The sequence below is a fragment of the Streptomyces sp. NPDC101181 genome (assembly GCF_044767975.1).
Taxonomy (GTDB): domain Bacteria; phylum Actinomycetota; class Actinomycetes; order Streptomycetales; family Streptomycetaceae; genus Streptomyces.
Genome location: NZ_JBIWOX010000010.1, coordinates 184,618 through 197,877, shown reverse-complemented (window position 1 = coordinate 197,877; position 13,260 = coordinate 184,618). Strand labels below are relative to the sequence as shown.

At 72.6% G+C, this 13,260-nt stretch carries 12 protein-coding genes; 6 read left to right on the top strand and 6 right to left on the bottom strand.

Features of this window, described 5'->3' with window-relative positions; translation table 11 throughout:
* Positions 1 to 34: 34 nt before the first annotated feature.
* Positions 35 to 1,237: an amino acid deaminase/aldolase gene (locus tag ACIRRU_RS17370; protein ID WP_403681143.1), complete on the top strand. Its 1,203-nt coding sequence runs from the start codon at positions 35 to 37 to the stop codon at positions 1,235 to 1,237.
* 40 nt (positions 1,238 to 1,277) lie between these two features.
* Here ACIRRU_RS17370 and ACIRRU_RS17365 read toward each other — a convergent pair whose 3' ends face one another.
* Entirely contained in the window at positions 1,278 to 2,204 is a 927-nt protein-coding gene (locus ACIRRU_RS17365; protein ID WP_403681140.1) for a DUF2510 domain-containing protein, read from the bottom strand.
* Positions 2,205 to 2,238: 34 nt separating this feature from the next.
* The gene (locus ACIRRU_RS17360; RefSeq protein WP_403681137.1) at positions 2,239 to 3,174 is read right to left on the bottom strand and encodes a LysR family transcriptional regulator; all 936 of its coding nucleotides are present in this window, start codon (positions 3,172 to 3,174) and stop codon (positions 2,239 to 2,241) included.
* A gap of 70 nt (positions 3,175 to 3,244) precedes the next feature.
* Here ACIRRU_RS17360 and ACIRRU_RS17355 point away from each other — a divergent pair, with 70 nt between their 5' ends.
* Positions 3,245 to 4,417, top strand: a complete 1,173-nt coding sequence (locus ACIRRU_RS17355) for a TDT family transporter (RefSeq protein WP_403681135.1) — start codon at positions 3,245 to 3,247, stop codon at positions 4,415 to 4,417.
* Here ACIRRU_RS17355 and ACIRRU_RS17350 read toward each other — a convergent pair.
* The 4 genes from ACIRRU_RS17350 to ACIRRU_RS17335 form a co-directional block, all read right to left on the bottom strand.
* Positions 4,356 to 5,066, bottom strand: coding sequence for a helical backbone metal receptor (locus ACIRRU_RS17350; RefSeq protein WP_403681132.1), 711 nt, complete (start codon positions 5,064 to 5,066; stop codon positions 4,356 to 4,358). The genes ACIRRU_RS17355 and ACIRRU_RS17350 overlap by 62 nt on opposite strands.
* Positions 5,067 to 5,081: 15 nt before the next feature.
* Complete coding sequence (locus ACIRRU_RS17345) at positions 5,082 to 5,627, bottom strand: helix-turn-helix domain-containing protein (protein WP_403681130.1); 546 nt, start codon at positions 5,625 to 5,627, stop codon at positions 5,082 to 5,084.
* 164 nt (positions 5,628 to 5,791) lie between these two features.
* Positions 5,792 to 8,413: an ABC transporter permease/substrate binding protein gene (locus ACIRRU_RS17340; RefSeq protein ID WP_403681128.1), complete on the bottom strand. Its 2,622-nt coding sequence runs from the start codon at positions 8,411 to 8,413 to the stop codon at positions 5,792 to 5,794.
* The gene (locus tag ACIRRU_RS17335; protein ID WP_403681125.1) at positions 8,406 to 9,539 is read right to left on the bottom strand and encodes a glycine betaine/L-proline ABC transporter ATP-binding protein; all 1,134 of its coding nucleotides are present in this window, start codon (positions 9,537 to 9,539) and stop codon (positions 8,406 to 8,408) included. Before ACIRRU_RS17335 ends, ACIRRU_RS17340 begins: the two co-directional genes overlap by 8 nt.
* A gap of 299 nt (positions 9,540 to 9,838) precedes the next feature.
* Here ACIRRU_RS17335 and ACIRRU_RS17330 point away from each other — a divergent pair, with 299 nt between their 5' ends.
* The 4 genes from ACIRRU_RS17330 (at position 9,839) to ACIRRU_RS17315 (ending at position 13,254) form a co-directional block, all read left to right on the top strand.
* Positions 9,839 to 10,747 carry a 5'-3' exonuclease H3TH domain-containing protein gene (locus tag ACIRRU_RS17330; RefSeq protein ID WP_403681254.1) on the top strand — a complete coding sequence of 303 codons (909 nt, stop codon included), beginning with the start codon at positions 9,839 to 9,841 and terminating at the stop codon, positions 10,745 to 10,747.
* 53 nt (positions 10,748 to 10,800) lie between these two features.
* Positions 10,801 to 11,652, top strand: coding sequence for a siderophore-interacting protein (locus ACIRRU_RS17325; protein ID WP_403681122.1), 852 nt, complete (start codon positions 10,801 to 10,803; stop codon positions 11,650 to 11,652).
* Between the two features lie 268 nt (positions 11,653 to 11,920).
* Complete coding sequence (locus ACIRRU_RS17320; protein ID WP_403681119.1) at positions 11,921 to 12,505, top strand: sigma-70 family RNA polymerase sigma factor; 585 nt, start codon at positions 11,921 to 11,923, stop codon at positions 12,503 to 12,505.
* On the top strand, positions 12,502 to 13,254 hold the full coding sequence (locus ACIRRU_RS17315) for an anti-sigma factor domain-containing protein (protein ID WP_403681116.1): 753 nt from the start codon (positions 12,502 to 12,504) through the stop codon (positions 13,252 to 13,254). Before ACIRRU_RS17320 ends, ACIRRU_RS17315 begins: the two co-directional genes overlap by 4 nt.
* Positions 13,255 to 13,260: the final 6 nt, after the last annotated feature.

Below are 13,260 nucleotides of genomic sequence, written 5' to 3'. Positions count from 1 at the left end.
CCCAGTGCTCACGGCTCTCTGGCAAGCTGCGGCCATGACTGCCCGCGCCGCTGACCGGACCCGCTACAACCGGGCCACCGCCCATCTCGACGCCCCGATCGCGATCGTCGATCTGGAGGCGTTCGACGCCAACGCCGACGACCTGGTGCGGCGGGCGGGCGGCAAGCCCGTCCGGGTCGCGAGCAAGTCGGTGCGGTGCCGGACCCTGCTGGAGCGGGTGCTCGGGCGGCCGGGGTTCGCCGGGATCATGTCGTACACGCTGGCGGAGTCGCTGTGGCTGGCGCGGGCCGGGGCCGACGACGTCCTGCTCGCCTACCCGTCGGCGGACCGGGGTGGCTTCGCGGAGCTGGCCGCCGATCCGAAGCTGGCCGCCGCGGTCACCGTGCTGGTGGACGACCACTCCCAGCTGGAGCTGATCGACGCCTCCCGGGCCGGGGGTCAGGAGGAGATCCGGGTCTGCCTGGAGCTGGACACCTCGCTGCGGATGCTGGGTGGCCGGATCAGGATCGGGGCCCTGCGCTCGCCGTTGAGCTCCCCCGCCCAGCTCGCCGAGCTGGCCCGCTCGGTGGCGCGCAGGCCGGGCTTCCGGCTGGTGGGGCTGATGGCCTACGAGGGCCACATCGCCGGGGTCGGGGACGCGGTGGCCGGGCGGCCGCTGCGGTCCCGGGCGATCCGGCTGATGCAGGCCACCGCCCGCCGGGAGCTGGCGGCGCGCCGGGCCGAGGCGGTGCGGGCCGTGCGGGCGGTCGCGCCGGAGCTGGAGTTCGTCAACGGCGGCGGGACCGGCAGTGTGCAGCACACGGCGGCCGAGGACGCGGTCACGGAGATCGCCGCCGGGTCGGGGCTGTACGTGCCCCGGCTGTTCGACAACTACACCTCGTTCACCGGCCGTCCGGCGGCGCTGTTCGCGCAGCCCGTGGTGCGGCGGCCCGGGGTGGGCGTGGTGACGGTGCTCGGCGGCGGCTACCCGGCGTCGGGGGCGGCCGGGGCGGACCGCTCCCCGGTGCCGTACCTGCCGGAGGGGCTGCGGTACGACCCGCAGGAGGGCGCGGGCGAGGTGCAGACGCCGCTGCTCGGCTCGCCCGCCGACGACCTGCTGATCGGTGACAAGGTGTGGTTCCGGCACGCCAAGGCCGGGGAACTGTGCGAACGCTTCGACACGCTGCACCTGGTCGAGGGCGACCGGGTCATGGCGAGCGTTCCGACGTACCGGGGTGAGGGGCAGAACTTCCTCTGATCCGGCGGAGTCGGTGGGGGCGGTGGGAGACCGGTGCGTCTCAGGGGCCGACCGAAGCGCCCACTCCCCCGTTCGTCGCGCTGTCGCCCAGCGGGCGGATGCCCCGGGTGATCGTGTCCATGAGCGAGAGGGGCAGCCGCGCCACTCCCGCGTCGAACGCGAACCGGACGATCACCGGCGATTCGCTGCCCACCGTCGAGGGGAAGACGACGGACTGCACGACGCCCCCGTCTCCCTTGCCGGTGGTGACCCGCCAGCGCACGAGATAGCCGGTGCGTCCGGCGACGGTCACCTCCTGCGCCTTGAGCACCTGGTGGGACGTGATGCCGCCGTGGGTGCGCACGCCGACGGAGTCCTCCTCGTAGGCGTGGTCGGCGGCGGTGACGATGTCGGCCTCGGCCAGGGTCCTGGGGTCGCTCTCGCCCGCCCGTGCGGTCCGGGTGCTGACCGTGCCGTGGTAGCAGAGGGCGGACCCGCCGGGGCAGTCGTAGGAGTTCTTCGTCCGGACGGTGGGCGCGTCGTCGAGGGTGCTCGTGGGCTTCTCCCAGCCGTCGGGCACCGGCAGCGTGATCCCGTTGAGCTGGTCGACCAGGACGGCCGGATCCTTGTCCGGATCCGCCCCGGCGGAGGGGGCGGTGGTCGGGGTGGCGCCGGAGGACGGCGCGGACGCGGTCGCCGTCGGGGCCGTCCGCGTACCGCCGTCGTCGCCGCCGCTCAGCAGCACGGCCCCGGTGACCGCGGCGCCCGCGACGACCAGCACGCAGAGCGTGATCGCGACGGCCTTCGCACGGCCGCCACCGGGCCCGTCCCTCGGGTCGCGCTGATGCGGCACGGGCACCGTCGGCGGGCCGAATCCGGCGGCGGCGAGCGGGCGGGTGTGCGCGGTCCAGGCCGTGCCGTCCCACCAGCGTTCGGCCCCGGGGGCTCCCGCGTCCCGGTACCAGCCGGGCGGCGTCGCGTGACTCATGCCCCCACCCTAGGGAGTGGGGGTGACAGGGGGGTCAGGTGTCCCGGGCCGTCAGGGCCAGCAGGTCGCGGGCCGGGCCGGTGGGGCGGTGACCGGTGGGCCAGACGGCGCGGAGCTGGCGGCGCAGCCGTACGCCCGCGACGGGGATCCTGATCAGGCGGCGGGCGGACAGCTCCTCGCCGAGGGCCAGTTCGCTCAGGACGCAGGGGCCCGCGCCGCTCTCCGCCGCGCCCTTGACGGCGGTGGTGGAGGAGAGTTCCAGCAGGGGCTGGGCGAGGCCGCCGTGCACGGCGAGCGCGGCGTCCAGCACCTGACGGGTGCCGGAGCCGTGTTCGCGCAGGATCAGCGGGGTGGCGGCCAGTTCTCCGGGCAGCAGCGGGGTGCGGCGGCGCGCCCATGGGTGGCCGGGGGCGACCACGACGACGAGGCGGTCGTGGGCGATGACGGTGCCGTCCAGGCCCTCCGGTATCGACAGCCCCTCGACGAAGCCCAGGTCGGCCTCACCGGTGACCAGGCGGTGGGCGACAGCGGCGGAGTTGCCGGCGAGGAGCGAGACGGCGGTGTCCGGGCGCTCGGCCCGCAGCGCGATCAGCCAGCCGGGCAGGAGGTACTCGGCGATGGTCATGCTGGCGGCGACCCGCAGCCGGGAGTCACGGCGGTCGCGCAGCGCCTGCGCGCCCGCGTCGAACGCCTCGGCGGCCTCGACGATCCGGCGGGCCCAGTCGGTGACCAGCGCGCCCGCCCCGGTGAGCCGGGAGCCGCGTGGCGAGCGGTCCAGCAGCGCCACGCCGAGGCGGCGCTCCATGGAGCGGACGCGGCTGGAGGCGGCGGGCTGGGTGATGCCGAGGTCGCGGGCGGCCCGGCCCAGGCTGCCGTGCCGGGCGACGGCGAGCAGCAGTTCCAGGGCCCCGAGGTCGGGGACCCGGTGGGCGAGGGAGGTGGGGGGTGCCTGGGAAGCGTCACCGGTCATAAAGGCAGCTTATGACCTCATAGGAACATGATCCCTGGTGGGCGGTGCCCGGCCCGCGAAGAATCGTGGCATGGCCGTCCTTCCGCAGACCCGCGCATCCGTCCCGCCGCCCGCCGGGGCGCTCCCCCGACCGGCGGACGGGACGCGGCTGCCGTCCCTGCGGCACATCGGTCCGAACTGGTACGCGAGCGTCATGGGCACCGCGATCGTCGCGGGCGCCGGGGCCGCGCTGCCCGTCCAGGTGCCCGGTCTGCGCGCCGCGATCACCGTGGTGTGGGCGGCGTCGGCGCTGCTGCTGGCCGCCGTGCTCGCCGCCCGGACCGGGCACTGGATCCACCACCGCGACCAGGCCCGCGCCCACCTCCTGGACCCGGCGGTCGCTCCGTTCTACGGCTGTCTGTCCATGGCGCTGCTCGCGGTCGGCGGGGCGACGCTGACGGTCGGGCAGGACGTCGTGGGCGCGCGGGCGGCGCTCGCGGTGGACGTGGTGCTGTTCGTCGCGGGTACGGCGGTGGGTCTCGCCGCCGCGGTGGTGGTGCCGTATCTGATGGTCGTACGCCACCGCCCGGCCCCCGGGACCGCGTCGCCGGTCTGGTTGCTGCCCCTGGTCGCGCCGATGGTGTCGGCGTCGCAGGGTGCGCTGCTGGTGCCGCACGTCCCCGCCGGGCAGGGGCGCGAGGCGCTGCTGATGGCCTGCTACGCGCTGTTCGGTCTGTCGCTGCTGGCCACATTGGTGGTGCTGCCGCTGGTCTTCGCCCGGCTGGTCCACCACGGGCCGCTGCCGCTCGCGCTGACCCCGGCGCTGTTCCTGGTACTGGGTCCGCTCGGGCAGTCGACGACCGCGGTCAACCAGCTCGCCGATGTCGCCCCGGGCGCGGTCGCGGCCCCCTACGCCTCGGCGTTCAGCGCGTTCGCGGTGCTGTACGGGGTGCCGGTGACGGGCTTCGCGCTGCTGTGGCTGGCGCTGGCGGGCGCGCTGGTGGTGCGGGCCGCCCGGCAGGGCATGGGGTTCGCGATGACGTGGTGGGCGTTCACCTTCCCGGTCGGTACGTGTGTGACCGGGGCCTCGGGTCTGGCCCGGCACACCGGTCTCGACGCCTTCGCCTGGCTGGCCGTGGCGCTGTACGTGTTCCTGGTGGCGGCGGTGGCGGTGGCCGGGACGCGGACGGTGGGCGGGCTGGTCAGCGGAGCGCTGACGGCAGCTCCCGTGCCGCCCGCGCCAGCGACGGCCCGTACCAGGTGAGGAGCCGCCCGTCGACGAGGGCGGCGGGCAGGGCGGGGAACGCCTCGGGCCCGTCGTCGGCGGTGAACCGGTAGGGCTCGTCGGGCAGCACGACCAGCTCGGCACCGGAGGCGTTCAGCTCTCCGAGCGGGACGCGCGGGTAGCGCTCGGCGTGGTCCGCGTACACGTTGCGGACGCCGAGGCGGGCGAGCAGGTCCCCGGCGAAGGTGTCGCGGCCGAGCACCATCCAGGGCCTGCGCCAGACCGGTACGACGGCGGGCCGGGGGTGCTCCGGGGGCGCGGGCAGGGCGGCCCAGGCGGCCTCGGCCTCCTCCAGCCAGGCGGGGCGGGTGAGCCCCAGAGCGGTGGTGAGGACCCGGTCCAGCTCGGCGAGGGCCTGGTCCAGGGTGCGGATCTCGGTGACCAGGACCTCCAGCCCGGCCGCCCGCAGCGCCGCGAGGTCGGGGGCGCGGTTCTCCTCCTCGTTGGCGATGACGAGGTCGGGGGCGAGGGCGGCGACCGCGGCCGTGTCCGGGTTCTTCGTGCCGCCGATCCGGGCGGCGGTCAGGTCCGCGGGGTGCGTGCACCAGTCGGTGACCCCGACCAGCAGCCCGGGGGCGGTCACGGCGACGGCCTCGGTAAGCGAGGGGACCAGGGAGACGACGCGCACGGGCAGCCCGGCCGCTCAGCGCCGCGAGTCGTACGTGGCGTCGATGTGCTCGGCGACCGCGACGACCAGGAGTCTGGTGCCGGGCGCGGTGGCACGCCAGCGGTGGCGGACCCCGCCGGAGAGGAACAGGGTGTCGCCGCTCTCCAGCCGGTGCGCCTGGCCCTCCGCCTCGACGTCGACGGCTCCCGCGACGACGTACATCAGCTCGTCGTTGCGGTGCTGGAACTCGACGCCCAGGTCGGGTTCGCCGGTGAACTCCAGGGCGCTGAGCTGGTGGCGGCCGCGCACCAGACGGCGTACCCCCTCGCCCTCCTCGCCCCGGACGACGTCCACGGCGCGGGCGGAGTCGGCGGCGGCGTGCAGCTTCCCGGTGGTGGTCTCCAGCGCTTCGGCGACCCGGTCGAGGGAGCGGGCGCTGGGGCGGGCGCGCTCGTTCTCGATCTGGCTGAGGAAGGGCACGGACAGTCCGCTGCGCTCGGCGACCGCGGCCAGCGTGAGGCCGAGGGTTCTGCGCCGGCGCCGGACCGCGGCGCCCACCCGCGGTGTGTCCTTGTCGTCCATCTCCCAGCTCCCTCCCGCACCCGCCCATCCTCGCGGTTGCCAGCACCTTACGCACATGGTTGCGCAAGCTGTCCGGTAAACGGCCCCGGGCAGCCGGAAGGGGCGGCCCCGCCCGACGGCGGGGGCCACCCCTTACGACCTGCGCTTTCGTGCCTGTGCGGCCCCTACTGGGGTGCCATGGTGTCCGCCATGCCCGGGTTGTCGTCCATCCAGGCCTTCACGGCTTCCTCCTCGTGGCCCGCGCCGCGCTTCTGGATCTCGTTCTCCAGTCCGGCGAGCTGCTTCTCGCTGAGCTTGAAGTCCTTGAACCACTTGGTCAGCCGCGGGTACTGCTCCGGGAACTCCTTGGAGGCGATGGTGTGCAGCCGGTCGCCGTCACCGAACACCTTCTGGGGGTCCTTCAGCTTGGTGAGCTTGAACTCGTTGTACGACCAGTGCGGGGTCCACAGCAGGACGGCGATGGGCTCCTTCTTGGCGTACGCGCGCTTCAGCTCGGCCAGCATGCCGGGCGTGGAGGAGTCGACGACCTTGTACTCCCCGTCCAGGCCGTACTTCGGCAGGACGTTCTCCTTGAGGTTCTCCATGACGGCGGTGCCGGGCTCGATGCCGACGATCCGCCCCTTGAAGTCGGAGGCCTTGCCCTTCAGGTCCTCCAGCGTCCGGACGTCCTTGACGTACTCCGGGACCGCGACCTCGACGGAGGTCGGCCCGTACCAGGAGCCGATGTTCGTCAGCTTGTCGCCGTACTTGTCCCAGTAGTTCTTCTGGGTGTACGGCAGCCAGCCGTCGAACTGGACGTCGATCTGGCCGCGCGACATCGCCGCGTACATCGGCCCGATCTCGAACTGCTTCAGGTTGATCTTGTAGCCGCGCTCCTCCAGGACCGCCTTCCACAGGTAGGTGGCGGCGATGTCCTCCTCCCAGGGGAACCAGGCGATCTCGACCGGGCGCTTGCGCTCGTCGTCGCCGCCCGCGGCCTGGGCGTCCTTCGGGGCGGGGGCCCAGGTGTCCACGACGCCGGAGTTGCCCTTGAGCCAGGTGCGGACGGCCTCCTGCTCCTTGCCCGAGCCGGCCTTCTGGATCTCGGCCTCCAAGCTGGTGAGCTGCTTCTCGGTCATCTTGAAGCTCTTGAGCCACGTGGCGACCTCGGGATTCTCCTGCGAGAAGCCCTTGCGCGCCAGGGTGTGGATGCCGTCGCCCTCGCCCCACAGGCCCTTGGGGTCCTTGAGCTTGGTGAGGTCGAAGTCGTTGTAGGCCCAGTGCGGCGACCAGAGCGGAACGACGATCGGTTCCTTCTTGGCGTACGCGCGCTTCAGCTCGGCGAGCATGGACGGCGTGGAACCGTCGATGAGCTTGTACTCCTTGTCCAGGCCGTAGCCCGGCAGGAGCTTGTCCTTGAGCAGGCCCATCTCACCGGCGCTCGGCTCGATGCCCACGATGCGGCCCTTGAACTCGGAGGCCCTGCCCTTGAGGTCCTCCATGGACGCGATGTCCTTCATGTACGCCGGGACGGCCAGCTCCAGGGAGGTGGGGGCGAACCACGAGCCCATGTCCTCCAGGCGGTCCTGGTACTTCTTCCAGTAGCTGGCGTGGGTGACCGGCAGCCAGGAGTCGGTCTGGAAGTCGATCTGGCCGTTGGCCATGCCGGTGTAGAGCGCCCCGGCCTCGTACTGCTTGACGTCGACCTCGAAGCCGCGCTGCTCCAGCATCTCCTTCCAGAGGAAGGTGGAGGCGATGCCCTCGTCCCACGGGATGTAGCCGATGGAGATCTTCTTGCCGTCGCCGACCTTCGCGCTCCCGCCCGCGGTGTCGTCCTTGGCACCGCCGAGGACGCTCATGCCGCCCGCCACGAGGGCGAGGGCGACGATCGCGGCGACCGCGACGACGGGCTGCGGGCGGTAGGTCCAGATCTTCCAGCCCTCGGCCATGGCGCGGGCCTTGGCGACCGCGCGGCGGCCCAGCGGGGAGACGACGGTGCCGAGCGCGCCGGTCATCCGGTCCAGGTACATGGCGAGGATGACGATGGAGATGCCCGCCTCGAAACCGAGGCCGACATCGACGTTGCCGATGGCGCGGTAGACGGAGCCGCCGAGACCGCCGCCGCCGACCATGCCCGCGATGACGACCATGGACAGGCCGAGCATGATGACCTGATTGATACCGGCCATGATCGTGGGCAGGGCGAGCGGCAGCTGCACCCGCAGCAGGGTGTTGCGCGAGGTGGTGCCGAAGGCCTCGGCCGCCTCGACGAGCTCGCCGTCGACCTGGCGGATGCCCAGTTCGGTCATCCGGACGCCCGGGGGCAGCGCGAAGATGATCGTGGCGATGATGCCGGGGACCACGCCGACGCCGAAGAAGATGACGCCGGGGATCAGGTAGACCATGGCGGGCATGGTCTGCATGAAGTCAAGGACCGGCCGGACCACCGCGCTGACCGTCCTGGACCGGGAGGCCCAGATGCCCAGCGGTACGGCGATGACCAGGGTGACGAGGGTGGCGACGAGCACCAGGGTGAGGGTGTCCATCGCCTCGTCCCACAGTTCGACGGAGTCGATGAGGGCGAATCCGGCGAAGGTGAGCAGGGCCGCGGGCAGTCCGCGCAGCCACCAGGCGATGACGGCCACGATGCCCGCGAAGAGCAGCGGGGCCGGGGCCGACAGGACGGCGGCGATGCCGTCGAACATGCCGCTGACGATCGAGCTGATGGCGTCGAAGAGCCAGGCGAGGTGGGTCTGCAGCCACTCGACCGCGGAGTCGACCCACTCGCCGAGGGGGAGCCTAAACACCGGCCACCTTCTTCATGCTGTCCGCCGCCGGTTCGACGTCGCGGGGGGCCTCGGCCGGGGTCATCGGCTCGCCGAGCACGGCGAGCAGCCGGGAGCTGGGCACGACGCCGATGAGCCTGCCCCTGGCGTCGGTCACGGCGACCGGGTTCGCGCTCTGCGAGCAGGGGGTGAACAGGTCGATGATCGGGGTGTCGCCACCGACCGTGGCGGGCGCCGCGGCGAGCACGTCCTGCGGGGAGCGCAGTTCGGTGCCGTCCTCGGCGGTGGAGCCCATGACGGTGTGCGGCTCGGCCATGATCGCGGAGGCGGTCAGCACCCGGGAGCGGTCGACGTCCTGGGTGAAGGAGGCGACGTAGTCGTTGGCCGGGGTGACGAGGATGTCCTCGGCGGTGCCGAGCTGGACGATCCTGCCGTCGCGCATGACGGCGATCCGGTCGCCGAGGCGCATGGCCTCGTTGAGGTCGTGGGTGATGAAGACGATGGTCTTCTTCAGCCGCTTCTGGAGCTCCAGCAGCTGGTCCTGCATGTCACGGCGGATCAGCGGGTCGAGCGCGCTGAAGGACTCGTCCATGAGGAGCAGGTCGGCGTCGGTGGCCAGGGCGCGGGCGAGGCCCACGCGCTGCTGCATACCGCCGGACAGCTCGTCGGGCCAGGACTTCTCCCAGCCTTCGAGTCCGGTCAGGCGCAGCGCCTCGGCGGCCCGCGTCTCCCGCTCCTCACGCGCCACGCCCTGGACCTCGAGGCCGTAGGCGGCGTTCTCCAGGACGCTGCGGTGGGGGAAGAGCGCGAAGTGCTGGAAGACCATGCTGATCTTGGTGGAGCGGACGTCCCGCAGGTCGCGCGGGGCCAGGGCGGTCAGGTCCTGGCCGTCGAACAGCACCCGGCCCGCGGTGGGGTCGAGGAGACCGTTGAGCATCCGCAGCAGGGTGGACTTGCCCGAGCCGGACAGCCCCATGACGACGAAGATCTGTCCCGGCTCCACCGTGAACGAGGCGTCGATGACCGCTGCGGTCGTTCCGTCGGCGCGCAGCTCGTCGCGGTCGGCGCCGCCTTCGAGCTTCCGCACGGCTTCCTCGGGTCGTCTGCCGAACACCTTGTACAAGTGCTCGGCTTGCAGCCTTGACACATACACCTCACGCGTTGAACCGAAAAACGGTCTGCCACCCCCTCCGGCAGACCGTGGAGCGGCGCGGATTCGGCCCGCGCGCCACCCGCACCCAGTAGCAATGCGACGTGGTCCACTCCGCTGGCGCGCCTGCCCGCACTTATTCGCATCAAACACCTGTGTGATTCAGTTCACTAAGAGTAACGCAGAGGTCATAAGTGATCACCCAAGGTGACTTCGCGGCCGATCGGGCGGTCGTCGGCGCGGTACGGCGGCTGTCAGTGGCGTGGGGCATCATCGGGCCTGTGACGCGACGCCTGATGCTCCTCGACACCGCCTCCCTGTACTTCCGCGCCTACTTCGGGGTCCCCGACTCGGTCCGCGCCCCCGACGGGACGCCGGTGAACGCCGTGCGCGGCCTGCTGGACTTCATCGGCCGCCTGGTGCACGACCACCGCCCGGACGACCTGGTCGCCTGCTGGGACAACGACTGGCGTCCGCAGTGGCGCGTCGATCTGATCCCGACGTACAAGGCGCACCGGGTCGCCGAGGAGACGCCCGCCGGGCGGACCGACGAGGAGGAGATCCCGGACACGCTCTCCCCGCAGGTCCCGGTCATCGAGGACGTCCTGGCGGCCCTCGGCATCGCCCGCGTCGGCGTCACCCCCTACGAGGCGGACGACGTCATCGGCACGCTGACGGCGCGCGCGACGGGCCCGGTGGACATCGTCACCGGCGACCGCGACCTCTACCAGCTGGTCGACGACGCCCGGCAGGTGCGGGTGCTCTATCCCCTCAAGGGCGTCGGCACGCTCCAGGTGACCGACGAGGCGTGGCTGCGGGAGAAGTACGGGGTGGACGGCGCCGGCTACGTCGACCTGGCCCTGCTCCGCGGCGACCCGAGCGACGGACTCCCGGGCGTCCCCGGCATCGGCGAGAAGACGGCGGCGAAGCTGCTGGACGCCTACGGCGACCTCGACGGGATCATGGCGGCGGTGGACGACCCGAAGGCGAAGCTGACACCCTCGCAGCGCAAGCGGCTGGACGAGTCGCGGGATTACGTGGCCGTTGCCCCGAAGGTGGTCCGGGTGGCGAAGGACGTCCCGCTGCCCGACTTCGACCCGGCGCTTCCGCGCGAGCCGCGCGACCCGGCGGCGCTGGAGTCGCTGGCCGGGCGGTGGGGGCTGGGCGGCGCGGTGTCGCGCCTCCTGACCACTCTTCAGCACTGAGCCCCGAAGTGTTAGCTTAGGTATGCCTAAGTAATCGAACCAGGGAGTACCTCGTGGCAGAGCGGCCGGCCCGGCAGGGACCCAAGGCCCAGGGGGCGCAGGTCGTGCGCACCGAGCAGATCACCCCGCACATGGTGCGCGTGGTCCTCGGCGGCGAAGGTCTCGCGGACTTCACCCTCTCCGGCTTCACCGACCACTACATCAAGCTGTGCTTCGCGCCCGAGGGCGCGGACTACGCCCACCCGTTCGACCTGGCCGCCATCCGCGAGACCCGGCCGCGCGAGCTGTGGCCCACCACCCGCACCTACACGGTGCGCTCGTGGGACCCGGTCGCCCGGGAGATGGCCGTCGACTTCGTCGTCCACGGCGACGAGGGCCTCGCGGGCCCCTGGGCGCGGCGGGCCCGGGTGGGTGATCAAGTGACGTTCCTCGGCCCCGGCGGCGGCTACGGACCGCGCGCATCGGCCGACTGGCACCTGGTGGCGGGCGACGAGAGCGCGCTGCCCGCGATCGCCGCGTCGCTGGAGCAGATGCCGGCGGGCGCGCTGGTGCACGCCTTCGTCGAGGTGTCCGACGCCTCGGAGGAGCAGAAGATCGTGACGCCGGACGGGGTGGCCGTGACCTGGCTGCACCGCGGCGACCGTCCCGTCGGTGAGCTGCTGACCGCCGCCGTGCGGGGGCTGGAGTTCCCCGCGGGTGAGGTCCAGGCGTTCGTCCACGGCGAGGCGGGCTTCGTGAAGGAGATCCGGCGCCACCTGCGGGTGGAGCGGCAGATCCCGCTGGCCCAGCTGTCCATCTCGGGCTACTGGCGGCTCGGCCAGAACGACGACGCCTGGCGCGCCGTCAAGCGCGAGTGGAACGAGCAGGTGGAGCGCGAGCAGGAGGGCGGCGCGACGGCCGCCTAGCAGTCGCCCGCCCGTCCTCGTCCGGACCCCGTTCGCCGCACCCCGCGGCGGGCGGGGTCCTCTCGTCCGCCCTTCCCGGAGCGGCACATCCCGCGGGACGCGTACGAGGGGACGCGGACGAGGGAGCGCGGCGCTCGTCCGGGGCGCGCCCCGCGGGGTCCCCGCTCCGGACGGGAGGTTCTGGAAAGATCGCGGGCGTTCGACCAATCCGTCCGGCCGTCGGCTCCGAATCACTCCCGGAATCGTTGAAGCCCTGGGAGGAAACCGCGTGAAGGAAGCCGTCCACATCAGCGGGGTCCCCTCGCCCGGACCGGACCTCCAGGAACTCCTGGTGCAGGTCGCGCGGGGGGACCAAGAGGCGTTCGCCGCGGTGTACGACGCGGTGAGCGGACCCGTGCTCGGGCTCGTCCGCAGCGTGCTCCGCGACCCGGCGCAGTCGGAGGAGGTCGCCCAGGAGGTGCTGGTGGAGGTGTGGCGCACCGCGCCCCGGTTCCAGGCCTCCCGCGGCAGCGCGATGAACTGGGTGCTGACCCTGGCCCACCACCGGGCCGTGGACCGGGTCCGCTCCGCCGAGTCGGCCGCCGCCCGGGAGACCAAGGCGGCCCTGCTGGAGCGCACGCCCGCATTCGACGAGGTCTCCGAACAGGTGGAGACCCGGCTGGAGAGAGAGCAGGTGCGCCGCTGTCTGCGCACCCTGTCCGAGCTGCAACGGCAGTCAGTGACCCTGGCCTACTACCAGGGTCTGACCTACCGTGAGGTCTCCGAGCTCCTCTCCGTGCCGCTGGGCACCATCAAGACCCGACTCCGCGACGGCCTGATCCGGCTGCGGGACTGCCTGGGGGTGAGCGCATGACCACGGCCGAGCTGCACACACTGACCGGCGCCTATGCTCTGCACGCGCTGCCGGAGTCCGAACTCCGTGCGTTCGAGAGGCATCTGGAGGACTGCGAGGCCTGCACCCAGGAGGTGCGGGAGCTGTCCGCGACAGCCGCCAGGATGGGACTGGCCGTCGCCGAGACCCCGCCCCGGGAGATGCGGGAACGGGTGCTGCGGGAGATCACGACCGTCCGCCAGGAGCCTCCGGCGCACGGCAGACGCGAGCGGAGCGGCGGGAGTGGCCGGACCGGCCGCTGGTCGCGCTTCGCGCTCGCCGCCTGCCTCGCGGCGGCCGCCGCGTTCGGCGGGGTCGCGGCCTGGCAGAACCAGGTCGCCCAGGACGCCCGTCAGGAAGCGAACCAGGCACAGCGGCAGAACCAGCAGCTGGCCCAGGTGATCTCCGCACCGGACGCGAGGACCTCGTCGGGCGAACTGACCGGTGGGGCGCACGGCACGGTCGTCGTCTCCCGGAGCGAGAACCGCGCGGTCTTCCTGGCCTCCGGCATGGGACGGCCCCCGAACGGCAAGGTCTACCAGCTCTGGTTCAACGACCAGGGGACGATGCGTTCCGCCGGTCTGATGGACCCCTCGGCCACCGACGACGCGGTGCTCCTGAAGGGCTCCCTGGACCAGGCGTCCGGCATGGGCATCACCGTCGAGCCGTCCGGTGGATCGGCCGAACCGACCTCCGATCCGGTGGCGTTGATGGACTTCCCGACCGCCTGACCCCGC